At 70.5% G+C, this 24,904-nt stretch carries 20 protein-coding genes and 1 pseudogene; 12 read left to right on the top strand and 9 right to left on the bottom strand.

Annotation, left to right across the window (positions count from 1 at the left end; translation table 11 throughout):
- Positions 1-255: 255 nt before the first annotated feature.
- The 11 genes from Q4V64_RS04830 to Q4V64_RS04780 all read left to right on the top strand — a co-directional run bounded on the left by Q4V64_RS04830 (position 256) and on the right by Q4V64_RS04780 (position 14,209).
- Positions 256-1,338 carry a prephenate dehydrogenase gene (locus tag Q4V64_RS04830; RefSeq protein WP_124437321.1) on the top strand — a complete coding sequence of 361 codons (1,083 nt, stop codon included), beginning with the start codon at positions 256-258 and terminating at the stop codon, positions 1,336-1,338.
- 117 nt (positions 1,339-1,455) lie between these two features.
- Positions 1,456-1,896: a cold shock domain-containing protein gene (locus Q4V64_RS04825; RefSeq protein WP_124437339.1), complete on the top strand. Its 441-nt coding sequence runs from the start codon at positions 1,456-1,458 to the stop codon at positions 1,894-1,896.
- A 298-nt stretch (positions 1,897-2,194) separates the two neighbouring features.
- Positions 2,195-3,406 (top strand): MBL fold metallo-hydrolase, encoded by a 1,212-nt coding sequence (locus Q4V64_RS04820; protein WP_124437320.1) that lies wholly within the window; start codon positions 2,195-2,197, stop codon positions 3,404-3,406.
- Positions 3,407-3,494: 88 nt separating this feature from the next.
- Positions 3,495-4,520: a 4-hydroxyphenylpyruvate dioxygenase gene (gene hppD / locus Q4V64_RS04815; protein WP_124437319.1), complete on the top strand. Its 1,026-nt coding sequence runs from the start codon at positions 3,495-3,497 to the stop codon at positions 4,518-4,520.
- Complete coding sequence (locus tag Q4V64_RS04810) at positions 4,517-6,916, top strand: aminotransferase class I/II-fold pyridoxal phosphate-dependent enzyme (protein WP_124437318.1); 2,400 nt, start codon at positions 4,517-4,519, stop codon at positions 6,914-6,916. Before hppD ends, Q4V64_RS04810 begins: the two co-directional genes overlap by 4 nt.
- Positions 6,917-6,988: 72 nt before the next feature.
- The gene (dpgA, locus tag Q4V64_RS04805; RefSeq protein WP_124437317.1) at positions 6,989-8,140 is read left to right on the top strand and encodes a 3,5-dihydroxyphenylacetyl-CoA synthase DpgA; all 1,152 of its coding nucleotides are present in this window, start codon (positions 6,989-6,991) and stop codon (positions 8,138-8,140) included.
- Positions 8,137-8,808 carry an enoyl-CoA-hydratase DpgB gene (dpgB, locus tag Q4V64_RS04800; protein WP_303709005.1) on the top strand — a complete coding sequence of 224 codons (672 nt, stop codon included), beginning with the start codon at positions 8,137-8,139 and terminating at the stop codon, positions 8,806-8,808. Before dpgA ends, dpgB begins: the two co-directional genes overlap by 4 nt.
- A complete protein-coding gene (gene dpgC, locus Q4V64_RS04795) occupies positions 8,805-10,163 on the top strand; it encodes a (3,5-dihydroxyphenyl)acetyl-CoA 1,2-dioxygenase DpgC (protein WP_253266693.1) in 1,359 nt (452 codons plus the stop codon). The genes dpgB and dpgC overlap by 4 nt, the downstream gene beginning before the upstream one ends.
- A gap of 1,443 nt (positions 10,164-11,606) precedes the next feature.
- Entirely contained in the window at positions 11,607-12,527 is a 921-nt protein-coding gene (locus Q4V64_RS04790) for a dioxygenase (RefSeq protein WP_124437315.1), read from the top strand.
- Positions 12,528-12,614: 87 nt separating this feature from the next.
- Positions 12,615-13,397: a fumarylacetoacetate hydrolase family protein gene (locus Q4V64_RS04785; protein WP_124437314.1), complete on the top strand. Its 783-nt coding sequence runs from the start codon at positions 12,615-12,617 to the stop codon at positions 13,395-13,397.
- Positions 13,394-14,209 carry an aldolase/citrate lyase family protein gene (locus Q4V64_RS04780; protein WP_253266692.1) on the top strand — a complete coding sequence of 272 codons (816 nt, stop codon included), beginning with the start codon at positions 13,394-13,396 and terminating at the stop codon, positions 14,207-14,209. The genes Q4V64_RS04785 and Q4V64_RS04780 overlap by 4 nt, the downstream gene beginning before the upstream one ends.
- A gap of 185 nt (positions 14,210-14,394) precedes the next feature.
- Here the strand turns inward: Q4V64_RS04780 and Q4V64_RS04775 are convergent, their stop codons facing one another.
- The gene (locus Q4V64_RS04775) at positions 14,395-15,162 is read right to left on the bottom strand and encodes an IclR family transcriptional regulator (protein ID WP_303709002.1); all 768 of its coding nucleotides are present in this window, start codon (positions 15,160-15,162) and stop codon (positions 14,395-14,397) included.
- A 168-nt stretch (positions 15,163-15,330) separates the two neighbouring features.
- Between Q4V64_RS04775 and Q4V64_RS04770 the strand changes: the two genes are divergently transcribed.
- Positions 15,331-16,524 (top strand): FAD-dependent monooxygenase, encoded by a 1,194-nt coding sequence (locus tag Q4V64_RS04770; protein WP_124437313.1) that lies wholly within the window; start codon positions 15,331-15,333, stop codon positions 16,522-16,524.
- On the opposite strand, the gene Q4V64_RS04765 is transcribed toward Q4V64_RS04770, so the two are convergent.
- From Q4V64_RS04765 to Q4V64_RS04730, 8 genes and pseudogenes are all read right to left on the bottom strand, one after another.
- Positions 16,494-17,039 (bottom strand): fumarylacetoacetate hydrolase family protein, encoded by a 546-nt coding sequence (locus Q4V64_RS04765; protein WP_301184460.1) that lies wholly within the window; start codon positions 17,037-17,039, stop codon positions 16,494-16,496. The two genes, Q4V64_RS04770 and Q4V64_RS04765, sit on opposite strands and share 31 nt — an antisense overlap.
- 212 nt (positions 17,040-17,251) lie before the next feature.
- Complete coding sequence (locus Q4V64_RS04760) at positions 17,252-17,920, bottom strand: response regulator transcription factor (protein ID WP_124437312.1); 669 nt, start codon at positions 17,918-17,920, stop codon at positions 17,252-17,254.
- Entirely contained in the window at positions 17,917-19,410 is a 1,494-nt protein-coding gene (locus tag Q4V64_RS04755) for a histidine kinase (RefSeq protein ID WP_124437311.1), read from the bottom strand. The genes Q4V64_RS04760 and Q4V64_RS04755 overlap by 4 nt, the downstream gene beginning before the upstream one ends.
- 25 nt (positions 19,411-19,435) lie before the next feature.
- The gene (locus Q4V64_RS04750) at positions 19,436-20,269 is read right to left on the bottom strand and encodes an ABC transporter permease (protein ID WP_124437310.1); all 834 of its coding nucleotides are present in this window, start codon (positions 20,267-20,269) and stop codon (positions 19,436-19,438) included.
- The gene (locus tag Q4V64_RS04745) at positions 20,269-21,198 is read right to left on the bottom strand and encodes an ATP-binding cassette domain-containing protein (protein ID WP_124437309.1); all 930 of its coding nucleotides are present in this window, start codon (positions 21,196-21,198) and stop codon (positions 20,269-20,271) included. The genes Q4V64_RS04750 and Q4V64_RS04745 overlap by 1 nt, the downstream gene beginning before the upstream one ends.
- Positions 21,199-21,483: 285 nt before the next feature.
- Entirely contained in the window at positions 21,484-22,287 is an 804-nt protein-coding gene (locus tag Q4V64_RS04740; protein WP_253266701.1) for a carboxypeptidase-like regulatory domain-containing protein, read from the bottom strand.
- 108 nt (positions 22,288-22,395) lie between these two features.
- Positions 22,396-23,828, bottom strand: a pseudogene (locus Q4V64_RS04735) (MFS transporter); the annotation flags it as partial.
- Positions 23,829-24,314: 486 nt separating this feature from the next.
- Positions 24,315-24,863 (bottom strand): hypothetical protein, encoded by a 549-nt coding sequence (locus tag Q4V64_RS04730; protein WP_124437308.1) that lies wholly within the window; start codon positions 24,861-24,863, stop codon positions 24,315-24,317.
- Between the last annotated feature and the right edge of the window lie 41 nt (positions 24,864-24,904).

The raw sequence follows: 24,904 nt of genomic DNA, 5'->3' as shown, positions 1-24,904 counted from the left end.
GACGGGCCGAGGGGTGCGTGGTGCTCGGCCGCGCACCCGGGAGACGTGCGGGCGGCGCACGCGTTCCCGGTCCTTGATCAATTGCGTCAAACGGAAAGCCGTGCCGCACATGAATCGGATATGGATCGGACGTGGATCAAATGTGGACCGGACGTGAGCACTCTGGTCGCGTGTGCGGAATTTGAATATTGAGTGTTCCTCGGCCCGTCCGTAGCATTCCTCTCCATTGTCGGCCGAGGGAATGGAATGGTCACCGTGGAAGACGTCCTTGTGGTCGGCACCGGATTGATAGGGACCTCGGCCGCGCTCGCCCTGAAATCCCGCGGCGCGCATGTGCACCTGCGCGACACGGACCCCGGCACGGTCCGGATCGCGGCCTCGCTCGGCGCCGGCACGGCCGAGGCCCCTCGGGAGGCCGTGGACCTGGCAGTCGTGGCCGTGCCGCCGAGGCTGGTCCCCGACGTCCTCGCCGGACTGCAAGCCGAAGGTGTGGCGCGGCACTACACCGACGTCGCCAGCGTGAAGGCCGGACCGCAGCAGGACATCATCGCTCTGGCCTGCGACACCACGTGCTACGTCGGCGGCCACCCGATGGCGGGCGGCGAGCGCAGCGGCCCGCTCGGCGCCCGGCCGGACCTCTTCGAGGGCTGCAACTGGGTGCTCACACCGACGCCCGACACGGACACCGAGACACTGAACAGCACGCTCGAACTCGTGGCGATGTGCGGTGCCGTGCCCGTGGTGATGGAGGCGTCCGCCCATGACCGCGCGGTCGGCCTCGTCTCGCACGCACCGCACGTCGTCGCCAGCCTGGTCGCCACCCTCCTGGAACAGGCCGAGGAACGTGCCGTGAGCCTCGCGGGTCCCGGCGTGCGAGACCTCACCCGCATCGCGGCCTCGGACCCGGGCCTGTGGGTGGACATCCTCGGCGCGAACGCGCTGGTGGTGGCCGACCTCCTCGAAGAACTGTCGACGGGCCTCGGCGACGCCGTCACGGGACTGCGGGCCATGGCGGCCACGGACGAGGACAAACGCGGCGGCGGCGCGCGGACGGTGGAGGACCTGCTGCGCCGCGGGCAGTCCGGGCGCGCCCGCATCTCCGGCAAGCGCGGCACGCGGCCCGAGCAGTACGAGACGGTGGCGGTCGTGATCGGCGACCAGCCGGGCGAGCTGGCCCGGCTCTTCACCGACGCCTCCCGCGCCGGCGTCAACGTCGAGGACGTACGCCTGGAGCACTCCGTCGGCCAGCCGACCGGGCTGGTGCATCTCAGCGTGACCCGGGGCCTGGCCGACGTACTGTCGCAGGCCCTGCGCAGGCAGGGGTGGCGGCACCGCTGAACGAGCGCGTGCGGCTGTGCTCCGGAACGCGTATTTCGCCGCCGTACCGGCGTAGGGCTACGATCCTCTGCGTGGCCGGGCAAGGGGCCCGGGTTTTGGTGGGGGTGGGGTGTGTCAATTGCGTCCGGTCGTGTGGTGCGGTTCGACAGCATGCGGGGCTACGGGTTCATCGCTCCTGACGGCGGTGGAGACGACATCTTCCTGCATGTGAACGATCTGCTGATCCCCGAGGGATATCTCCGCTCGGGACTGGCGGTCGAATTCGAGGTGGAGGACGGTGGTCGCGGGCTGAAGGCGTCGAACATCAAACTCGCCCAGGGAGCGGAAGTCCCGGCGGCAGTACCGGCCCCCTCGCCGTCCAAGGGGAAGCCGGCGGAGGCGGCCAGGGCGGCCGACGGCGAGTACCCGATGTGCGACGTGCTGACCAGCCAGGACTTCACCAGGGACATCACGGAACTCCTGCTGAAGGCGGGACCGTCCCTGACGGCCGACCAGATCCTGCAACTGCGCCATGAACTGCTGAAGTTCAGCGAGAGCCACGGCTGGATCGAGGACTGAGAGGGCGGGGCCGCGGGCCCCGCGGTGAAAACAGCGGACCGGATGCCGCATCGGCGTCCGGTCCGCCGCATTTTCTGGTTCCGGACGAGTCCCGCATTCTCCTTCCGTCGCGGGAAAACACCGTGCGTAATGCACGAAAGAGCGGTGGAAAAAGGCAATTCCGCGAGCGTTCAAGTGCGTGTCGCGGCAGTTGAACACGGTCGTGCAAACCTTGTTCTCCCCACCGGCGCACGCCATAGTGCAGAGGGCGAGCGCCGGGGCTGGCCGGCGCCGGCTCTTTCTGGGAGGTTGGGGGCGCATGATGGACAAGCTGACGTTTCTCCAGCCGTATGTGCCGGTCGAGCCCTCTCACTCCGGGGTTCCGGAAACGGACGCGATGAATCCGGGATTCAACCAATTCTCCGTTCCGGAGCCGTATTCACAGTCCTCGGAAGCACGAGTCGCGGAACGGCGAAATGCGGAACCGCACGGCGAGTTCTTCGCCGGTGCGGCCGAAGCCGCCGACGTCGCCGATGTCACCGGGACGCAGCAGCAGCTCACGACCCGCCAGGTGCCGGCCGTACTCGGCAGCCTGCGCGAAGTCCTCGGCCTGGACGACGCGCAGGCCGAGCAACTGGCCCTGCTGCTCCGCGAGACGGCGAGTCCGTCGCCGGACCGGCACATCGCGGACGGCGGCCGCATCCGCTACTTCGGACGCGCCTGCCTGGTGCTGCAGACCCCGGAAGGCGCCGTGGTGACGGACCCGTTCATCGGCGCCGACCGCGCCGCGCGGGACCACTACACGCTGAACGACCTGCCGGACTTCATCGACCTGGTGCTCGTCACCCACGGGCATCAGGACCACATCGTGCTGGAGACGCTGCTCCAACTGCGCGGCCGGATCGGGACGATCGTCGCGCCCCGATACTCCCGGGGCGACCCGGACGCCGCCTCCACCGGGCTGTACCTCAGCCGGCTGGGTTTCCCCGTAGTCGAGGCGGACGACTACGACGACTTCGCGTTCCCCGGCGGCCGGGTCGTGGCCACGCCGTTCCAGAGCGAGCGAGGTGACCCGGACCGCCGCGGGGAGTCGACGTACTGGGTGGAGCTGGCCGGCCGGTCGGTGTTCATCGCCACGGACTCCTCGGGCGCCGATCCGGCGCCGTACAGCTGCATCCGGCAGCAACTGGGGACGGCCGACTACGCCTTCCTCGGAATGGAACGCGACAGCGCCCCGCTGGCCTGGCTCTATCAGGTTCTGCTGTCCCAGCTGGGCATGGAGAAGCCGGGCAACGCGTGGAGGGCGTCCGGCTCCAGTGCCCGGCAGGCCGCCGCGATCACGACGGAACTCGGGGTCGGCGAGGCGTACGTCCATGCCGTGGGCGAGGAGCCCTGGCCGGGCCACGTCATGGCGACCACGTACAGCGAGGACACCCAACAGGTCAGAGAAATCGATCAGTTCATGACGTGGTGCGCGGATCACGGAATCAAGGCCGGCCACCTTCTCCGCCAGCAGGAATGGCGCTGGTGACGCACCGACGGTGACGCACCGGACCGGTCGGGCACCGGCCGCCGGCGCACCACCACTCTCGTCATACGCCCGCCCAGGAGGCAAACCCATGGCTGTGCACGACGTCGCATACATCGAGCTGTATACGAGCAACAAGAAATCCGTCGTCGACTACTTCGTCTCCTCCATGGGGTTCACACAGGCGGCGGAGTCGGTGGGTGTCGACCGGAGCTGCGCGCTGCTGCGGCAGGGCACCGTGCAGATGATCGTCACCACCGGCCCGGCCACCTGGAAGTTCCTCAGCTCGCACGGCGACGGCATCGCCGACATCGCCTTGACCTGCGATGACGTCGGCCGGACGGTGCAGTCGGCGGTGGCCGCAGGCGCCACCGTGACCGGCACCGCGCAGGGCAACCCGACGGTCTCCGGATTCGGCGGCGTCACGCACACCCTGCTGCCCTGCCCGGACGGGCCGACCGCAGGACCGCCGTCCGGCCGCAACTGGGTCGTCGTCCCGGACGTGTTCAGCGGTTCGCACACCGGCCGGATCCAACTGCTCGACCACATAGCGATATGCCTGGAAGGCGCCACCCTCGACAAGCAGGGCGACTACTACCGCGAGGCGTTCGGACTGTCCCGCTACTCCGCCGAGTACGTCGACGTCGGCGAGCACGCGATGGACTCCGTCGTGATGCGCAGCGCCTCGGGCCGGGTCACCTTCACGCTCGTCGCCCCCGATCCGCGCAAGGGACCGGGCCAGCTCGACTCCTTCCTCGAACGCAACGGCGGCCCGGGCGTGCAGCACCTGGCGTTCCTCGTCGAGAGCATCATCCCGGCGGTCCACGAATTCCGGGGCCGCGGCGTGGAATTCCTGAACGTCCCGGACACCTACTACGACAGCCTCGACGAACGCCTCCCCGGCATGCAGGTCGAGATCGACATGCTGCGCTCGGCGCAGGTGCTCGCGGACCGCGACGAATGGGGCGAACTCCTGCAACTGTTCAGCCGTTCCCCGTACGAGCGGAACACGCTGTTCTACGAGCTGATCCAGCGCCGCGGCTCACGCGGCTTCGGCAGCGCGAACATCCGCGCCCTGTACGAAGCGGTGGAGCGCGACCGGCTGGCCGCCGAATGAACCACGGCGGCGGCCGCCTGACCCTGGCCGACTACGCCGAGTCGGCGCGCCGGCGACTGGAGCCCGGTGTCTGGGACTTCGTGGCCGGCGGCGCGGGGGACGAGCGGACCCTCGCCGCCAACTCGGCGGCCTTCGACCGGGTACGGCTCCGCCCGCGGATGCTGTCCGGGGTGGCCGAGCCGGCGCTCGGCACCCGGGTGCTCGGGCGCGCGTGGGCCGCGCCGCTGGGCGTGGCGCCCATGGCCTACCACACGCTGCTCCACCCCGACGGTGAGGTGGCGACGGCCGCAGCCGCCGGTGCGGCCGGTGTGCCGTTCGTCGTCAGCACCTTCGCCGGACGCACCTTCGACGACATCGCCGCGGCCACCGCGTCCCCGCTGTGGCTTCAGGTGTACTGCTTCCGGGACCGCGGCGTGACCCGGGGGCTCGTCGAGCGCGCGGCGCAGGCGGGCTTCGAGGCGCTGGTCCTCACCGTCGACGCGCCCCGCCTCGGCCGCCGGCTGCGGGACGTGCGCAACGGCTTCCGGCTGCCGCCCGGGATCGAGCCCGCCAACCTGCCCGGCACCGGCTTCTCCTCGCCCGGCGAACACGCGCGCACGGCGTTCGACCCGGCCCTCGACTGGACCGTCGTCGAATGGCTGCGCTCCATCAGCCCGCTGCCCGTGCTGATCAAGGGCGTCCTCACCGCCTCCGACACCCGCCGGGCGATCCGGGCGGGCGCGGACGGCGTCGTCGTGTCCAATCACGGCGGCCGTCAACTGGACGGCGCCCCGGCCACCCTGGAGGTGCTGCCCGAGATCGCGGCGGAGGTGTCCGGCCGGTGCGCCGTACTGCTCGACGGCGGTGTCCGGCGCGGCGGCGACGTCCTGGCCGCGCTGGCACTCGGGGCGGACGCCGTGCTGCTGGGCCGCCCCGTGCTCCACGGCCTGGCGGTGGCAGGACGGGACGGCGTCGCGGACGTGCTGGGCATCGTGAACGAGGAACTGGCGGACGCGATGGCGCTGTCGGGCTGTCCAGCGGTCGCGGACGCCGGCCCCCCGCTGGTCGTCCCGGCCGGTGACGGTCGTCCGGCCGCAGCGGTCCGACCGCGTCCGGCGGTCTCCGAGGGACTGGCGAAGGAAGACCTGCACAGCAGCGTCTCCGACCCGGTGCTCGACACCATGAACTTCCTCAACGAGATCACCCACCGCTACCCCGACGCGATCTCCTTCGCCCCCGGCCGCCCCTACGACGGCTTCTTCGACCCCGAGCAGCTGTTCGCGCACATCCGCCGCTACATGGACCACCTGGCCGCGTCCGGCCACTCGCCCGCCCAGGTCCGCGACGCGCTCTTCCAGTACGGCCCGACCAGCGGCCAGATCCGCGAACTCGTCGCCAAGTCACTGCGCCTGGACGAGAACATCGACGTGCCGGCCGAGTCCGTCGTCGTCACCGTGGGCTGCCAGGAGGCGATGCTCCTCGCCCTGCGCGCCCTCGTCGCGGGCCCCGACGACGCACTGCTCGTCTCCAGCCCCTGTTACGTCGGCATCACCGGCGCCGCGCGGCTGCTCGACGTCGAGCCCACCGCGGTCGAGGAGGGCCCCGACGGCTTCCGCTGCGCCGACCTCGAAACGGCGCTCCGCGCCGAGCGCGGCCGCGGCCGCCGCCCCCGCGCCTTCTACGTCATCCCCGACCACTCCAACCCGTCGGGCGCCACCATGGGGTTGGAGGAGCGGCACGAGCTGCTGAAGCTCGCCGCCCGCGAGGACTTCCTCATCCTGGAGGACAGCCCGTACCGGCTGGTGAGCCCGGGGCGGCAACTGCCGACCCTCAAGTCGCTCGACCGGGAGCGCCGCGTCATCCAGCTCGGTTCCTTCGCCAAGTCGCTGTTCCCGGGCGCCCGCGTGGGCTACGCCGTCGCCGATCAGCTCGTCACCGACCGCGCGGGCAACACCAGCCTGCTCGCCGACGAACTCACCCGGATCAAAAGCATGGTGACGGTCAACACCTCGGCGCTCAGCCAGGCCGTCGTAGGCGGGATGCTGCTCGCCGGCGAGGGCGGCGCCGCCGAGCACAACACCGACACCGCGCGCCATTACGGGGAAGCCATGCGGGCGACCATCCGGGAGCTCGACGCCGCGCTTCCCGAAGCCGAGCGGGCCGCGCTGGGCGTCCGCTGGAACCGGCCCAGCGGCGGCTTCTTCCTCACCGTCACCGTCCCGTTCCCGGCCGACAACGCCGCGCTGGCGCGCTCGGCCGAGGAGTTCGGCGTCATCTGGACGCCCATGTCCTACTTCTATCCGCAGGGCGGCGGGGAGCGCACGCTCCGGCTGTCCGTCAGCTACCTCACCCACGCCGACATCCACGAGGGAACCGCCCGTCTCGCGCGGTTCATCAGGGTGGCGGCCCGGCACTGAAAGGACGACGCGCGTGATCACCGTCGTACTCCGCTTGCGCAGCAGGCCCCGTATGTGGGGGTGGACCTACCGATGACCGTCACCGTCGCGCCCGCACCACCCCTGGAGTTCGAGCCGAAGCTCCACGCCCACCCCAGTCGCATCATCGGCGTGGGCACCGCCGTCTCCGAGGTCGCCTACTCGCAGCGCGCGCTGCTCGACCTCTTCGGCATCACCGACCCCAGGATCCGTTCCGTCTTCCTCAACAGCGCCATCGAGCGGCGCCACCTCACCCTCCCGCCCCGCGACACCGAGGGCGCCTTCCTTCCCGAGACGCAGAAGGAACTCCTCGCCAAGCACAAGAGGATCGCCCTCGACATGGGTGCGCGTGCCGTGCGCGCATGCCTGGCCGGCGCGGGCATCGATCTCGCGGACGTCGACTACCTGTGCTGCGTGACCACCACCGGCTACCTCACGCCCGGTCTCAGCGCGCTGCTCATCCGGGACATGGGCCTCGACCCCGGATGCACCCGGGTGGACGTGGTCGGCATGGGCTGCAACGCGGGCCTCAACGCGCTCAACGCCACGGCCGCCTGGTCCGTGGCCCACCCCGGACAGGTCGCCGTCCTGCTGTGCGCCGAGGCGTGCTCCGCCGCGTACGTCATGGACGCGACCATGCGCACCGCGGTCGTCAACAGCCTCTTCGGCGACGGAGCCGCCGCGATCGCCCTGCTCGCCGACCCGCCAGACGCCGCCGGGCCCGCGCCCGGCGACCTGCCGGACGGCGCCGCCGGCTCATCCGCCGGACCGCGCCTGCTGGGCTTCGCCAGCCACCTCATCACCGACGCGATCGGCGCCATGCGCTACGACTGGGACGACGACCAGCACAAGTTCAGCTTCTACCTGGACCCGGACATCCCGTACGTCGTCGGGGCCCACGCCGAGCGGGTCGTGGACCGGCTGCTGGCCGGCGCCGGGCTGCGCCGCAGCGACATCGCCCACTGGCTCGTGCACTCCGGCGGCAAGAAGGTCATCGACGCGGTCCGCGTGAACCTCGGCCTCACCCGCCACGACCTGCGCCACACCACCGGCGTCCTGCGCGACTACGGCAACCTGTCGAGCGGATCCTTCCTGTTTTCGTACGAGCGGCTGGTGCGGGAAGACCGCGCCAGAGCGGGGGACTACGGCGTGCTGATGACCATGGGTCCGGGTTCCACCATAGAGACGGCGCTGGTCCAGTGGTGAGGGCGGCGGGGGAGAGGAGGCTGCGGATCGACGGCGGGCAGCCGCCGTCACCGGAGACCATCGCGGCGATCGCCATGGTGTGCGACGGCGTCGAGGACTCGGGCGATTCCGGTCCTGTGGTCGTCGAGTTGTCCGGGGCCCCGCGCGGCGGGTGGGCGCGCGAGCTGACCGTGGGCCTGGTCAGCAAGTGGGAGCGGGCCCTTCGCCGGCTGGAGCGGCTGCCCACGGCCACGGTCGCGGTCGCCGACGGCGACTGCGGCGGCCCCGCCCTGGACGCCCTGCTGGTCACCGACATCCGCATCGCCACGCCCTCGCTGCGGCTGCTGCTGCCCGTGGCCGACGGGGCGACCTGGCCCGGGATGGCGCTGCACCGGCTCGCCCAGCAGGGGCCGGGCTCGGCGGCGATCCGTCGCGCGGCGCTGTTCGGCACCCCGCTCGACGCGGCGCGGGCGCTGGCGCTGCACCTGGTCGACGAGGTGACGGACGACGTGGAAGGCTCGCTGACGTCGGCGGCCGAACTGACCGCGCCGTTCACCGGTTCCGAGCTGGCCATCCGGCGGCAACTGCTGCTCGACGCCCGCACGGTCCCCTTCGAGGAGGCGCTCGGGGCGCACTTGGCGGCCTGCGACCGCGCGCTGCGCCGGGTGTCGGCGGAGGAGACGACGTGAGCGGCGAGGCCCGGGGCCTCGTACGGCCGGTGGACGAGGGGGAGATGCGGGCGAGCCTGCCGCGCGCGCGTGCGGCACTGAAGCATGCGGTGTCGCCTCCCGGCGGGTTGAGAGCGCATGAAGCGACGCTCCCTGAGGGGTTGGGAGCACACGCGGCGTCGCCTCCCGGCGAGTTGGGCGTACTGAGATCCCTGCGCACAGCCTTCCTCGACGCGCACGCCGACGCCGTCTACGCCGAGCTGACCGTCGGCCGCACCCGTGGGCTGCGGCTGGCCGAGCTGGTCGCCGCGGCGGGGAGCGCGTTCCCGGGGCTGGTCCCCACCGCGGCCGAGCTGGCCGCGGACCGCGCGCTGGCGCAGGCGCGCAAGGCGGGCCACGAGATCGACCTCGGCGTGTTCCTCAGCCGGATGCTGCGCTCGCCGCTGTCCGGCGGGCACTTGATGGACACCCTGCTCAGCCCCACCGCGCGCGCCCTTGACCTGCTGCCCGAGTTCACGGCCGTAGGAAAGACGGACCTCGGCTCCGTACGGCTGGAGCGCCGTGACGGGGTCGCCCGGCTCACGATGTGCCGCGACGACTGTCTCAACGCCGAGGACGACCGTCAGGTCGACGACATGGAGACCGCGGTCGACCTCGCCCTGCTCGATCCGGCCGTCGAGGTCTGTCTGCTGCGCGGCGGGGTGATGACCCATCCGCGCTACGCTGGGAAGCGGGTGTTCAGCGCCGGCATCAACCTCAAGAGCCTGCACGCCGGGGACATCTCGCTCGACGGCTTCCTGCTGCGGCGCGAACTCGGCTACCTGCACAAAATCTGGCGCGGTGTCCGAGTCGACGACGACACGTCCTGGCACTCGCCGACCCGGGCCAAGCCCTGGGTGGCCGCCGTCGACACGTTCGCCATCGGCGGCGGCACGCAACTGCTGCTGGTCGTGGACCACGTACTCGCCGCCTCGGACGCGTATCTCAGCCTGCCCGCGGCGCAGGAGGGCATCATCCCCGGAGTCGCCAACTTCCGGCTGCCCCGGTACACCGGCCCGCGCCTGGCCCGCCAGATCATCCTGGAGGGCCGCAGAATCCGGATGACGGACCCGGAGGCCCGGCTGCTCGTCGACGAGGTGCACGATCCGGACGAGCTGGACCGGGCCGTCGAACGCGGCCTCGACCGGCTGCGGGGCCCGGCGGTCGCCGCCAACCGGAAGATGCTCAACGCCGCGGAGGAGGACATTGACGCGTTCCGGCGTTACATGGCGGAATTCGCGCTGCAGCAGGCACTCCGCCTGCACAGCACGGACGTGACCGACAAGGTCGGCCGCTTCTCCACTCGCGGCACCGCACCTGCGGGCAGCCCCAGCTAGGGCCTGTCTGACAATTCCCGTCGTCGCCCGAAGGGCGGCTCGGCGGCGTCAGGTGCGTGCATGTCGTCGCCGAGCAGACGGGAATCGGGAACACCGGTGGCCGACGCCGGGCCAGGTGAGGCGGTCAGGACTGTGACGGTGCCTGTCGCGAAGGCCCCTATCGGGACACGCCCACCGGTCCGGCGGCAGCACGCACCGCCCCGAACGACGGTGGGCAGATCAAACTCAGGGCATCAGACCCAGTCGTACCTCGGGCCAAACCGCCGCCCGAGGCGGCACCCCGACATCCTCACAGTCGTACCTCGTGGACACGGCACGGTGCCTCTTCAGGCGGTTGATGCCGCATTCGACCGCGTGCCGAGCCTTGTAATCCTCCGGGTCGAACTGCGGCGGATGGCCGCCGCGGGAGCCGAGGTTCGGACCCGGCTCGGCCGAGTACGCGGCCTGCCCGGCCCCTGGCGGGGCCACTTGATGCGGCCCAGGACGATCTCGAACTGCGGGGAGTCCCCGCGCTGCCCGGTGGTGATCACGATGGACATCGCGAGCGCCCGAGGCCGTGATCGGCCGGCTCGATGGCGACGCCGCCGGGCGGTTCCTTCTGCAAGTCCCCCTTTTCCGCGCCCCGGCGGCGTGCTGGTGGGCCCGGCAGACGGTGGAATCGACGTTGATCTCCCAGGTGATCAGGTCCTTCGTATCCGCTTGGGCTTGGAGCTGGATGAAGATGTGCTGCCAGGTTCCGTTGCGCTGCCAGCGGCGGAACAAGTCGTACACCCGCCCCACGGCCCATACTCCTCAGGCATGTCCCGCCATGGGATGCTTCTTGCCCTTCGGTAACAGCGACTCCAGTACGGCCCATTGTTCGTCGGTGAGATCTCCGCGCGCCATGAACCAAGACCATCTCATGGCCAAGATCCACTTCCGACACACGCCCTAGTACGAACCCTTCCTGCGGCCTCCGTTGATTGCCTGCCGCAGCCACGTTCCGGGACCTGCGGGACTTCATGGATGCTGTCTTGATCGCTGCCGGGGTACCGCCCCGGAGCGTTCAGGCTCGGATGAGAAACGGCACGCTCGCCGAGACGTTGGATACGTACCTGGGCCACGAAGGAAGCGTGCGTCGGGTTCAGCCGGCACAGGGCAGAAGGGCAGGTGAAATCATGATCCCCGGACACGTTCCGCACTCGGACGCTGCACTGCTGTGGGCTGCCGAAAATGTGCAACCGATGTGCGACAGGCTGACAGTTCGTCGGCGGAGAGCTACAGCTGCGTGGCCCCCGGTGTTCTCCTCAATGCGCGTGATGCGCGGCGTGCGGGCCGTAACTCTGCACTTTCTCGTTGTTCATTGGATGGACGGCGGCGTTGTGCGGTCCGGACGGCCTTCGGATACTCGCGGGGCAGTGCTTATCGCGGGCCGGCAGCCGACCGTTACGAGGAGACGCCGACGTGATCATCCAAGACGAACACCAGCTCACCGCGGCGGTACTTGCCGAGACGGAGCGGGCCGGCGACCCGCGAGTCAAGGAGATCGTCCAGGCACTGGTACGCCACCTGCACGATTTCACCCGCGAAGTACGGCTGACCGAGAAGGAGTTCGACACCGCCCTCGACATCGTGACCAGGCTCGGTCGGCTCACCACGCCCAGCCACAACGAGGTCAGGCTGATGGCGGGTTCGCTGGGCCTGTCAACGCTGGTCGCCCTGATGAACAACGGCACCGAGGACAAGCCCACCTCAGCGAACCTGCTCGGCCCCTTCTGGCGCCAGGGCAGCCCGGCCATGCACAACGGCGAGTCCATCGTCCGCTCCCCGACCGAGGGACCGCCACTGTTCTTCACCGGCCGGATCGTCGACACCGACACGAACGCGGTCGCCGACGCGGAAGTCGACGTCTGGCACGCTTCACCGGCCGGCCTCTATGAGAACCAGGACCCCGAGCAGGCCGAGTGGAATCTCCGTGGCAAGTTCTTCAGCGACGAGGAAGGAACGTTCACCTTCCGCAGTATCAAGCCTTCCGGTTACCCGATACCGATGGGCGGACCCGTGGGCGAGCTTCTGACCGCGCTCCAACGCCACCCCTTCCGGCCGGCACATGTCCACGCGCTGATCTACAAACCTGGTTACAAGACGATCGCCTCCCAGCTCTACAGCCACGACGACCCCATCCTGGAGACCGACGCGCAGTTCGGCGTCGTGCGGAGCCTTGTCGGCACGTATGTGCGCCACGAGAACGAGCCGGCGCCGGACCCGGACGTGACCGAGCCCTGGTACAGCCTCGAGTTCACCTTCGTCGTCGAGCCGGGTGAGGCCTGGCTGCCCACCCCGCCCGTGTCGGCCAAGCGCGATACCAAGCCGGACAGCGTGTGACACGACGGAGGTCACCGCCGGGCAGATGCGCGCCTCGCGCCACCGAACGCCGCGCGACGACACTCCGTACCCTCCGAGAGGAACCCAGTGATCACCGAAGCAGAACGTCGCGCGGCCGCAGCCGCCCTGATGCGGGCCGACCGTGATCGTCAACCGATCACCCAACTCAGCCGCACCTATCCCGATCTGGAGATCGTCGACGCGTACGCCATTCAGCAACTCTGGGCGGCGGAGCGCGTGGCGGCCGGCGCTCGGCTCGTCGGGCACAAGATCGGACTGACGTCTCGCGCCATGCAGATGGCCTCGCAGATGACGGAACCCGACTACGGCTTTCTCACCGACGACATGGTCGTGGGCGACGGCGCCTGCCTCGACGCGAGCCGCTACATGAAGCCCAGACTGGAGGTCGAGCTCGCCTTCGTGCTCGGCGCGGACCTGCACGGGCCGGACCTACGCGTCCACGACGTCCTGCGGGCGACGGAGTACGTCGTCCCCGCGCTCGAGGTCATCGACTACCGCACCGAGGTGCCGCGCGCGATCACCGACACCATCGCGGACAACGCCGCCGCGGCGGCGATGGTCGTCGGCGGTCGAGTCGTGCGCCCCATGGACCTCGACGTCCGGTGGGTGGCCGCGACGTTGGCGAAGAACGGGGTGATCGAGGAGTCCGGCGTGTCGGCCGCCGTCATGGGACACCCGGCGGCAGGCATCGCCTGGCTCGGGAACAAGCTCGCCGCGGTCGGCCAGCACCTCAAGGCCGGTCAGCTGCTGCTGTCGGGCTCGTTCACGCGACCGGTCTCGGTCGAATCGAACACCGTCATCCACGCCGACTTCGGCCCGTTGGGTTCGATCGGGGTGGCGTTCCAGTGACCACGCACAATCCGCCGACCGGCGCATCGCAGCCCGCGCCAGGCCAGTGGCCCCTGCCCACCAACGCGTTCAAAGCGGCGCTGGCCCGAGGCGAGCAGATGATCGGCATGTGGTGCTCGCTGGCCGACCCGTACCCGGCCGAGATCGTCGCCGGCTCCGGCTTCGGCTGGCTGCTTCTCGACACCGAACACTCGCACGCCGACATCGCGACCGTGCTCTCACAACTCCAGGCGGTCGCCCCGTACCCCTGCTCGCCCGTGGTGCGTCCTCCGGTCAACGATCCCGTGGTGATCAAGCGGCTCCTGGACGTCGGCGCGCAGTCGCTGCTGATTCCGCAGGTCGAGTCGGCCGAGGAAGCCCGCGCCGCCGTCGCCGCCACCCGTTACGCCCCCATCGGCGTCCGCGGCGTGGCGGCATTGACCAGGGCCACCCGGTTCGGTCGTGTCAAGGACTACGCCGCACTGGCGCACACCGAACTGTGCGTGCTCGTCCAGGTCGAATCGCAGCACGCCTTGGAACAGGTCGAGCAGATAGCGTCCGTCGACGGCGTGGACGGGATCTTCATCGGCCCCAGCGACCTGGCCGCCAGCCTCGGTCACCCCGGAGACCCGAACGCACCGACCGTCACCGAGGCGGTCGAGCACGCGATCGGCCGCGTGCGCGCGGCGGGCAAACCGGTCGGCGTGCTGACAACCGATCCCGCGTTCGCGCGACGGTGCATCGATCTCGGGACCACGTTCACCGCCGTCGGTGTCGATGTGGGCCTGCTGGCGCGCAGCGCCGACGCCCTCGCCCGGACCTTCACGCAATAGGCCGGGGCGATGGCTGCGCCTGCTGCCGCGAGCCAGTCCATGGAAGCGGAGCGAGTATCGCCCGGCGGCCTGGCCCGGCTCCAAGAGCCGCAGGTCCCCCGAATTCCTCACCCCCTGCGGCGAGAAGGTTCGCTCGCCGCACGAGCCGCCGCACAAGCCATCGCCGCTCATCCCTGACAGGCCCGTCATTCAGACCCGTACACCTGTGCTTGCTCGACTCCCGCCGAGGGATGCCAGCCAAGTCTGCGGGACACGGCCAGGCCGGAGGCGATGATCGCCGGCCGTATCGTCCGCAGATCGACCGAACCGGCGGCCACGACGACCGACAGGGCCGCGACGACCTTGCCCTCGTCGTTGAGGACACGGGTGGCCACCGAGTCGGCGCCGAGTGTCGTCTCCTGACGGACGACGGCCACGCCGGTCTCGCGGCACTCGTCCAACTGCTCCAGCAACCGCTCGGGATCGGTGACGGTGCGCTCGGTGTACGCGGGCAGGCCCTGCGCGATGACCTGCTCGATCAGCTCGGGGCCCGCGTGGGCGAGCAGCACCTTGCCCACGCCGGAGCAGTGCAGCGGCAGCCTCCCGCCGGGCTGCGACATGGCGTCCACCGCGTTGCCCGCCGACAGCCGCTCGACGAGCACCGCCTCGGTGCCCTCCAGTACCGCGAGCTGTACGTGCTGGCGCAGCGCGGCGTGCAGGTCGTCCATGAACGGCAGGGCGACGGTACGCAGGGGAAGACTCAGTGGTGCGAGTGCGCCCAGTTGCCACAGCCGGATGCCCACGGTGAAGCTTCCGTCCGGTGCCCGCTCCAGCGCACCCGCCTCGACGAGCTCCAGGGCCAGCCGCCGCACCGTGGCATGGGGCAGTCCGGTCTCGCGGGTCAGGCCGGCCAGGGTGAGGCACGACCGGCCGGGCCGGAAGGCGAAGAGAACGTCGAGCAGCCGCGAACTCACGCTCCGACCGGGCTGACTCGTGCGCGGCATCAGTCCTCCGGGCCCGGCGGCAGCCATTGAAAGGTGGCGTTCATTGAATGAACATAGCGCTTTCGGTGCCGGCGTGACATCGGCAAGGATCCAAGCGTCAGCAAGGACGCTCGCCCTCGAAAAGCAGAGGAGTGAACCATGCCCACCCAAGTGTCCGGCCCACGGATCGCTGTTGTCGGGGGCGGCATCGGCGGTCTGGCCGCCGCCGCCTTCCTGCGCCGTGCGGGGCTGAGTGCCACCGTCTACGAACAAGCGCCCGCGCTCGGCGAGGTCGGCGCCGGACTCGTCGTGGCCCCCAATGCCGTACGGCTGCTGCGCCATCTCGGCGTCATGGAGCGGTTGCTGCGCCGGGCCGTGCCCCTGGACTGGGGCTGGGAGTTCCGGCGCTGGGCGAACGGCAGGGTGCTGTCGGTGGAGAAGCTGAGCGGCGTGTGCGAGCGGCTCTACGGCGAGCGCACCTACGTCGTCCACCGGGCCGACCTGCTCGACACCGTCAGGTCGGCCGTACCCGGCGAATGGATCCGTCTGGGCGCCCGGTGCACATCCGTCGACCTACGCCAGAACGGTGTGCACCTGGACTTCGCCGACGGCACCCGCATCGAGGCGGACGTCGTCATCGGCGCCGACGGAGTGCACTCCAGCGTCCGCAACGCGGTCGCCGAGCCCGCGCCGCCGGAGTACTCCGGTATCTGCGCCTTCCGCACCATCGTCCCCGCCGACGCCGCACCCGACTTCGCCCTGCGCCCCGCCCAGACCCTCTGGCTCGGGCCGGAACGGCACTTCGTGCACTACCCGATCAATGGCGGACAGGCCGTCAACGTCGTCGCCTTCGCCCCCGCCGGGGACTACACCGACGAGTCGTGGAGTGCCACGGCCACGATCGAGGAGTTCCACGCCGAGTTCGCCGGCTGGGATCCGCGGGTGACGGACCTCATCGCCGCCGGCGGCGTCCCCGGCCGCTGGGCCCTACTGGACCGGGCGCCGCTGCGGCACTGGAGCCGGGGCCGGGCCACCCTGCTCGGAGATGCCGCGCATCCCATGTTCCCCTTCTTCGCCCAGGGCGCGGCCCAGTCCATCGAGGACGCCGCAGTCCTGGCCCGCTGCCTGGCCGCAACCGTCGACGATCCGGAACAGGCCCTGAAGCGTTACGAGTCGGAACGCATCGAACGCACCACTCGCCTCCAACAGATCAGCCACGCCCGCCGCGACATCAACCACCTTCCCGACGGCCCCGAACAACAGGCCCGCGACACCGCACTCGCCGAGTCCGACCCCCTGGTGGGCAACGGCTGGATCTACGGCTACGACGCCCTGGAGGCGCCCATTTCGTGAACGTACGGCCGGCTCCGGAAGGGATTCCGGCGGTGCTCCCCGCCCACGACCGTGTTGCGCAGGATCCCGAGGCGTTCGACCTCGACCTCCACCACATCGCCGGGCCGCAACAGCCACGGCGGTGTGCGGGCGTAGCCGACACCGGACGGGGTGCCGGTGGCCAGCAGGTCACCGGGGCGCAGCGTGAGAGTGCGCGAGATGTGGGCCGGCGTCTCGCCCACACGGTGGATCATCTGGCTGGTGGAGACGTCCTGGACGGTCCTGCCGTTCACCCGGGTCCGCACCCGCAGTCCGTCCCGCAGGTCACCCACCTCACCGGCAGGCACCATGGGACCCAGCGGGCCGGAGCGGTCGGCGTTCTTCCCGAGGATCCACTGTGAGGTCAGTTTCTGCGCCCGCCGCGCGGTGACGTCGTTGAACGTCGAGTAGCCGACCACCGCCTCGAGCGCCTCGGCGGGGTCGGCGTCCACCAGCGTGCGGCCCACCCAGGACATGATCTCGCCCTCCCAGTCCAGACCGTTACGACACCCCGAAGCCGTTCCACATCCACACTGTGCTGCGCACCCCGCACGGCAACGACTACGGCCGCGCCTACGTCCGCGACCGGCAGGCCCGGAACACTCGTCGTTCAGCGGCTGTGGACGGCTACCGGCACGGCGACTTCAAGACACCCGCCGCAACAAGAGGATGGCCGGCGTAACCACGCCGGCACGGGGCACCGGGTCGGTCACTGCCTGGCTCTGACCAGCCCGGCGTCGTACGCCGTGATCACGGCCTGGATGCGGTCGCGCGCCCCGATCTTGGCCAGGACCCGCCCGACGTGCTTCTTCACCGTGGACTCGGTCAGGACGAGCCGTTCGGCGATCTCCGCGTTCGTCCAGCCCCGGCCGATGGCGACCAGGACCTCGCGTTCGCGGTCGCTGAGCGTCCGCAACCGGGGGTCCGCGGGCGCGGGGTTGCCGGAGGGTGCGAGGACCTGGTGGGCGTAGGCGTCCAGCAGACGCCGGGTCAGGCTCGGGGCCACGATGGCGTCACCGCTCGCGACGGCCCGGATGCCCGCCACGAGTTCCTCGGGTCGGGCGTCCTTGAGCAGGAAGCCGCTGGCTCCGGCCCGCAGGCCGTCGTAGGCGTACTCGTCGAGATCGAAGGTGGTCACGATGAGTACGCGGGTGCGGCCGCCGGTGGCGGTGATGCGGCGGGTCGCTTCGAGGCCGTCCATGCCGGGCATGCGGATGTCCATGAGGACGACGTCGGGCCGCAGTTCGGCGGCCAGGCGGACGGCCTCGGCGCCGTGTTCGGCCTCGCCGACCGGGGTGAGGCCGGGGGTGCCCTCGATGAGCATGCGGAAGCCCATGCGCTGCAGGGGCTGGTCGTCGGCGATCAGCACGGTGGTCATGGCAGGTGTTCTCCTGATGCCGACGGATGGGGTCTCCCCTGTTCGTGGGGGTCCCCCTGTTCATGAGGGTCCCCCCGCTCGAGCGAAGCCGACAGTGGGGGAGAAGCCGAGAGTGGGGGAGGAGCCGAGAGTGGGGGAGGAGCCGACAACTTGGAGATGGGCGCGGCCGGCACCTCGAGCGCGATCTCCACGATCCAGCCGTGGCCGGTGTCGCGGGGGCCGATGGTGACGTCTCCGCCGTACATGGCGGCCCGCTGGCGGATGCCGACCAGGCCGTGTCCCGTGCCGCCGGTCCGCGGTTCCGGCTCCGCCCGCACGGGTGCCCCGGGCGGTGTTCCCGTGTCGGTGACCCGGATCCGCACGATACCGGCGTCGGCGGTCACGGTGACCTCGGCGGCGGTACCCGTACCGGCGTGCTTGAGTGTGTTGGTCAGGGCTTCCTGGACGATGCGGTACACGGTGAGCTGGACGCCGCTGCCCAGCGTGTCGAGATCGCCCACAGTCCGGTAGGTCACCGTCGGCCCCGCCGAGCGGACCCGCGCCAGCAGCGGGTCCAGGTCGCGGATCCCCGGCTGCGGGCTGAGTATGCGTACGTCCTCCTGCTCCTCGCGCAGGACGCCCAGGACGCGGCGCAGTTCGCCCATGGCCTGCCTTCCGGTGTCGCCGAGGATGCGCAGGGCCTCGGCGGACTGTTCGTTCCGGTTGGCGGCGAGGGTCGCGGCGCCGTCGGCGACACTGACCATGACGGAGAGGTTGTGGCCGACGATGTCGTGCATCTCGCGCGCGACCCGGGAGCGCTCGGCGGCCGCGGTGAGCTGGACGCGTTGGTCGCGCTCGATCTCGAGGCGTCCGGCACGGTCCTCCAGCGTGGCCAGGTACAGCCGGCGGATGCGGAGTGTCAGGCCGGTGGCGACGGCGGCTGTCGCCGTGCCCAGCAGGAAGAAGAGGGCGAGCGGCGGATGGTCGATGGGCACCAGGACGCCGACGGCCAGAGTGAGTTCGATGACCGTCAGCGCGGCGGCCCAGCCCAGCGCCCGCAGGGAACCATGCAGGGCCAGGCTGTACAGGGCGACGAGCGCGCTGATGCCGGCCTGCTGCCAGAAGCCCAGCGACCACTGGGCGAGGTTCACCAGCACGATCACGAAGGAGGTGACGGCCGGGGCCCTGCGACGCCACCACAGCGGAATGATGAGGGCGGCGGCGAAGACGAACGGGACGCCGGAGGGCAGCTCGCCACGGTAACTCGTTTCCCCGAAGGGGCCGTGGTCGCTGCTGGAGAGCAGGTCGGGCAGGCTGATGACCGCGACGACGAACACCACTGCCGTGTCGAGGAGCCACGGATGCCGGCGGTCCAGCCGCTGCTTCCGACTCTGCCCGCGGAGAAGACGGCCCAGGAACGGGTGCGTCCAGGCGGCGTCGAGCCCAGGGGGCGGCTGGAGCGGCGTCCCCTGGGCGGTGTCCTCGGCGGCCGACGCCGCTTGCGCAGTCATGAACCCATTGTCCTCGGCGCTCTGGTCAGGCGTCGGTCCGGGCCAGCCGCCAGGCCGCACCGGCCAGAGTCAGCGCCACCCAGCCGGCGAAGACCGCGAGTCCCGCCCCGGGGGAGAGGGAGTTCGACGACTCGTGCAGGGCGTAGATGGCCGAGCCCGCGTTGCTGGGAAGGCAGGGGACGACCGTGTCCTCCCAAGAGTTGGGCAGCAGCGTGGCCAGTCCAGGGAGGATGAGCAGGATGCCGACCAGGACCGCGATGGCCCCTGCGGAGGAGCGCAGCACCACTCCCAGCGCCACGCCGAACACACCCACCAGACCGAGATAGAGGCCGGCGCCCACCAGGCTGCGCAGCACACCGTCGTCGCCCATGGTCAGCGCGATCTTCTCGCCGTCCAGGCCCAGCGTGCCCAGCTGGAACGCGGCCAGCGCGCCGATCGTGGTGAGGACGAACGCGACCACCCCGAACACGGCGCTCTTCGACCACAGCACCAGCAGCCGCCGCGGAACCGCGGCGAGTGTGGACCGGATCATGCCGGTGCTGTACTCGCCCGCCGACATCAGCACGCCGAGCACGCCCACGGCCAGCGACGCGAAGCTCACGCCGAGCAGGGCCAGACTGACCGCGTCGCTGTCGCCGGGGTCAGATCCCGGCGGTCCTTGGTTCGCGACGGCGTCGGGACTGTAGGTGGCGGAGGCGATCGACCCGAGGGCGATCAGCAGGAACAGCGCGACCGCCAGAGTGATCCAGCTGGAGCGCAGCGACCAGAACTTGGCCCACTCCGAGCGCAGCACCCGGCGGCCGGTCACCTTGTGAACCCTCGTGCGAGCAGCGTCCGGGGAAAGGGCGGTTGCAGTCATCAGGCGGCCTTTCGGGAGGCGTCGACGGGAGCGCTGTGGTATTCGACGGCGTCGCTGGTGAGTTCCATGAAGGCGGTCTCCAAGGAGACGGACTGCGGGGTGAGTTCGTACAGCGCCACCCCGTGCTGGGCGGCGATCGCCCCGATCTCACGGGCGTCCCGTCCGGAGACCAGTAGTTCCTCTTCGGAGGAGGAGCTGATCGTGACGTCCGGGCCGGCCAGCAGCGAACGCAGCTTCCCGGCCTCGGTGGTGGCGACCTTCACGCCACCACCGCCGGCCGCCCGGGTGAAGTCGTCCACCGTGGTGTCCGCGAGCAGCCGGCCGCGCCCGATGATCACCAGGTGGTCGGCGATCATTGCGGTCTCGCTCATCAGGTGCGAGGAGAGCATCACGGCCCGTCCCTCGTCCGCCAGGGTGCGCAGCAGGTTGCGCACCCACAGCACGCCCTCGGGGTCGAGGCCGTTGACCGGTTCGTCGAGCATGACGATGGCCGGGTCGCCGAGGAGGGCCGCGGCGATGCCGAGCCGTTGGCCCATGCCCAGGGAGAAGGCGCCCACGCGCTTGCCGGCCACGCTGGTCAGCCCGGCCAGCTCGATCACCTCGTCCACCCGGCTGCGCGCAATGCCGTGGGTGTACGCGAGTGCCATCAGGTGGTTGAAGGCGGTACGCCCCGGGTGGACGGACTTGGCCTCCAGCAGGGAGCCGATCTCGTGCAGCGGCGCGGCGTGCTTGCCGTATGCGCGTCCGTTGACAGTGACCGAACCCCCGGTCGGGAAGTCCAGGCCGATGATCATGCGCATCGTTGTGGACTTGCCCGCGCCATTGGGGCCGAGGAAGCCGGTCACCTCACCTGGTTTGACGGTGAAGCTCAGGTGGTCGACGACCGTCTTGTCGCCGTACCGCTTGGTCAGCTCACGTGCTTCGATCATGTGTGGCCCTCGCCTCGAACTCGGCCACGGGCGTACCGCGGCATCTGCGTTCGAAGCTAGAGGAGTTGTCGGTCGCGGGCCTGGGACCACAGGAGAAACTTTGGCGGCCGAGTGGTACCGCAGTACCACTCGACGGGTCCAGGCGGCTTTCTGGCGGGCGAGCGGATCACGCTCAGCTCGCCCTGGACGATCACCCCTGCAGGCCTCGCCCGCAGGGGTGATCGTCGGGGGGCGACGAGTCGCTCGATGCCACCTGACGGCGGACGCCGCTGGTGGCTCCAGTGCCTACGCTTCCTTGTGAGCCAGCGGGATGTCGACGCCCTCCTGGCTGCCGTTCACCGTGACCTGCGTGGCCACCGGCGGGTAGCCGCTGGCGATCACCGTGTACTGCTCACTGGAGAGGTCGGTGAAGGCGTAACCCCCGTCGACGCTCGTGGTGCGCGTCCCGACGACGTTGCCGGCAGTGTCGACCAGGGTGACCCGGGCGTCGTACACAGCACGTCCGTCCGGGCTGCGCACCGTGCCCCGCAGGGTCGCCGCGACGACCAGGTGGATGTCGCAGCGGGTGGTCTCGGCGGAGACGGTGGCCGGTACGGCGGCCGGGCGGTGGCCGGGCGCGCTGACGCTGAGCGTGTGGTCGCCGGGCAGCAGGTCGCCGATCCGGTAACCGCCGTCCTCTCCACTGGTGGTGGAGGCCATCACGTCCCCGCGCTGGTCGGTGGCCACCACCAGCGCGCCGGGCAGGGCCTCGCCGTCCCCGCCGCGCACCGTACCGGCCAGGCCGCCCGGACTGGGCAGTATCACCAGGTCGTGGGAGACGGGCGCGCCGTTCAGGGCCAGTGTGACGACCTGCGGCTGGTAGCCGGGCGCCGAGCCGATGAGGACGAGGCTGCCGAGCTCGGAAGTGTCCACGGCGTACGTGCCGTCCGCACCGGAGGTGGCGCGGGCCAGCTGGTGACCCGACCTGTCCAGCAGGGTGATCGCGGTGCGCGGTACGGGTGTGCCCTGGCCGTCGCGCACCTGTCCGCGGATGACGGCCGCACCGTCCGCGCCTGTGCCGGAGGCCCCGACGGCAGCCGGCGTGGCCATGTCCTCGCCTTTGTCCTCGCGCTTGTCCTCGCCCTTGTCCGGGACCGTGTTCGGGGGCAGGGTCTGGGGCTCGAAATCCTCCGCCGGTGCGTTCGCGCGCTTCTTCGCGCGGAACAGCAGCACCGTGACGATCATGGCGAAGGCGAAGAAGCCGGCCGACCACCAGTAGGCGACGCTGTAGCTGTGCAGCGCCGCGTTCGCCTTGACCAGCGGGTCGGTCATGTGGTGCTTCGCGTAGTCGGTGGCCGCGCTGGCCGCCAGGGTGTTGAGCAGCGCGGTGCTGATCGAACCGCCCACCTGCTGCGTGGTGTTGACGGCCGCCGACGCCACGCCCTGGTCACTCGCCTGTACTCCGAGGGTGGCGTAGCTCATCGCCACGGGCAGCGACATGCCGAGCCCCGCGCCGAGCAGCAGCGGCGGCAGCACATGGGCCGCGTAGCTGCTGTCCAGGTCGAGGCGGGTCAGCCAGGCCATGCCGCCCACGGCGAGCAGCATGCCGACGGGCACGACGATCTTGGGGCCGATCTTCGGCACCAGCCAGTTGGTGGACAACTGCGCCAGCACCATCAACGCGGCCACCATGGGCAGGAAGGCGAGCCCGTTCTTGACCGGCGAGTAGCCCAGCGTCGACTGCAGGTAGTAGGTGAGGAAGAGGAAGACGCCGAACATCCCGGCGGACGAGATGAGCACGGTCGACAGGGCGGCGGCGCGGTCGCGGTGGGCCAGGACGCGTAGGGGAAGCACGGGGTGCTTCGCACGGGTCTGCCAGAAGAAGAACGCCACCAGCAGGACGCCCCCCCGGCGAGGAAGCCCCAGGTCATCCAGTTGTCCCAGTCGTGCGTCTCCGCGTTGGCGAAGCCGTAGACGATGCCGAACAGGCCGCCGGAGACCAGGACGGCACCGAGGATGTCCAGCTTCGGCCGCTCGGCCGGGACGGAGCGGCCGATGAAGACGATCGCGCCGATCAGCGCGGGAACCGCGATGACGTCGTTGACGTACAGCGTCCAGCGCCAGTCCAGGTACTCGGTGAGCAGGCCGCCGAGGACCAGGCCGACGGCCGCGCCGGAGCCGGCGATGGCACCGAAGATGCCGAACGCCCTGGCGCGTTCCTTGGTTTCGGTGAACGTCGTGGTCAGCAGGGAGAGCGCCGCCGGCGCGAGCAGGGCGCCGAACAGCCCCTGCACCGCACGCGCGACGACCAGCATGGTGAAGCCGTTGGCCGCGCCGCCGATCGCGGAGGCGGCGGCGAAGCCGATGAGGCCCACGATGAAGGTCGTCTTGCGGCCGAAGAGGTCGGCCAGCCGGCCGCCGAGCAGCAGCAGACTGCCGAAGGCCAGGGAGTAGGCGGTGACGATCCACTGCCGCCCGTTGTTGTCGAAGCCCAGGTCCTGCTGGGCGGACGGCAGCGCGATGTTCACGATCGTGGCGTCGAGCACGACCATGAGCTGGGCGAGGCCGATCACGGCCAGCGCCCACCATCGGTGCTTTGGCGGGGCATGGGTCTGGCCGGACGGTCCGGCCTGGACGGTGGGGACCGAGATGGCTTCCAAGATGGGACTCCCCTCAAGGGGCACGGTGACTCAGTTGTGCGTCCGCACTGGCAGGACGACGGTGTCCATTCGGCGGGTAGTTGTACGAGGTTGACCGAGGGCTGCCTGGAGCCGGCACTGAGTTGGGCTGCTGCGCCATGCGCCGCTCATCCCTGCCTCCGTGTTGGTCGTCATGGTCCGCGCTCACCAGCTGTCCGAAACGGTTTCGTACAGCAAGCCTAGGCAGTGCGGCAGCGAGACTCAAACGTCTCGATCGTCGCCATGTCCGCTGTGCGGCAGGTCACAGGCTGAGACGGTCGAGAACGAAGCACGCCCGGGTCGGCCGAAGCGGACCCGGGCGATGGCGATGTGCGGCGAGGCGGACCTCTTCGCCGTAGGGCGTGAGGAGTTCGGGGACATGTGGCTTCGCAGCAGCGAAGAGTGCGTCACGGCAGGCTGCGCGCGGCGAGGACGACGGCAGGGCTGTGCCCGGCGACTTCACCGGTCCGGGTCGTCGCGCCGGAGGGCTTCCGACAGGTTCCACGCGACAGCGCCGAGGTCAGGCTCCGCGGAGGCGATCTCGTACGTCACTTCGCCCCGTGGCTGCTTGACGGCCACCAACTCGTTGCCCGTGTTGCAGGGCAGTTGGCGTATGGCTGTCGTCCCGTTGACGGCGAGTCTGAGGGTGAGCTGCCTGCCGTGCCCGAAGCAAGCGACGGACAGGAAGTAGTCGGTGCGGGAATCGAGTGCCGAGACGCGGCGGCGGATCGGTCCGGGGAGGTCGCCGGTGCCCTCGTCCGCGTGTTCGTCCGGCTTGCGGTCCAGGTTCACGTCCGTGTACAGGCTGTTCAGCGCCGCTTGCCGGTAGAGGTTCAGTGGTGAGGTGCCCTCCAGCAGGCGCTGAACGTCGTGCAGGGTCCTGGGGTTGTACGTCTCGCTGACGGCGAACTCGGCGACCGCGTCCTCGGGCAGGCCTTGGACGGCCTTGCGATACGCGTTGGGGCTGATAGCGCGGACGACCGTCGCCTGCACCGACCAGCCGGCCACCGCCTCCCGGTGAGGCGACCGGCACACACCCTCTCGGATGC

This window comes from Streptomyces sp. NL15-2K (assembly GCF_030551255.1).
In the GTDB taxonomy this organism is placed as follows: domain Bacteria; phylum Actinomycetota; class Actinomycetes; order Streptomycetales; family Streptomycetaceae; genus Streptomyces.
The sequence above is the reverse complement of the archived record's forward strand: the minus strand, read 5'-3'. Positions and strand labels throughout refer to the sequence as shown.

Coding starts and splice junctions, on each gene's coding strand:
- Q4V64_RS04810 (WP_124437318.1), top strand. CDS start 4,517: ATGAACCACGGCGGCGGCCGCCTGACCCTGGCCGACTACGCCGAGTCG.
- Q4V64_RS04745 (WP_124437309.1), bottom strand. CDS start 21,198: ATGATCGAAGCACGTGAGCTGACCAAGCGGTACGGCGACAAGACGGTC.
- Q4V64_RS04740 (WP_253266701.1), bottom strand. CDS start 22,287: ATGGCCACGCCGGCTGCCGTCGGGGCCTCCGGCACAGGCGCGGACGGT.
- Q4V64_RS04770 (WP_124437313.1), top strand. CDS start 15,331: ATGCCCACCCAAGTGTCCGGCCCACGGATCGCTGTTGTCGGGGGCGGC.
- dpgA (WP_124437317.1), top strand. CDS start 6,989: ATGACCGTCACCGTCGCGCCCGCACCACCCCTGGAGTTCGAGCCGAAG.
- Q4V64_RS04820 (WP_124437320.1), top strand. CDS start 2,195: ATGATGGACAAGCTGACGTTTCTCCAGCCGTATGTGCCGGTCGAGCCC.
- hppD (WP_124437319.1), top strand. CDS start 3,495: ATGGCTGTGCACGACGTCGCATACATCGAGCTGTATACGAGCAACAAG.
- Q4V64_RS04755 (WP_124437311.1), bottom strand. CDS start 19,410: ATGACTGCGCAAGCGGCGTCGGCCGCCGAGGACACCGCCCAGGGGACG.
- Q4V64_RS04750 (WP_124437310.1), bottom strand. CDS start 20,269: ATGACTGCAACCGCCCTTTCCCCGGACGCTGCTCGCACGAGGGTTCAC.
- Q4V64_RS04760 (WP_124437312.1), bottom strand. CDS start 17,920: ATGACCACCGTGCTGATCGCCGACGACCAGCCCCTGCAGCGCATGGGC.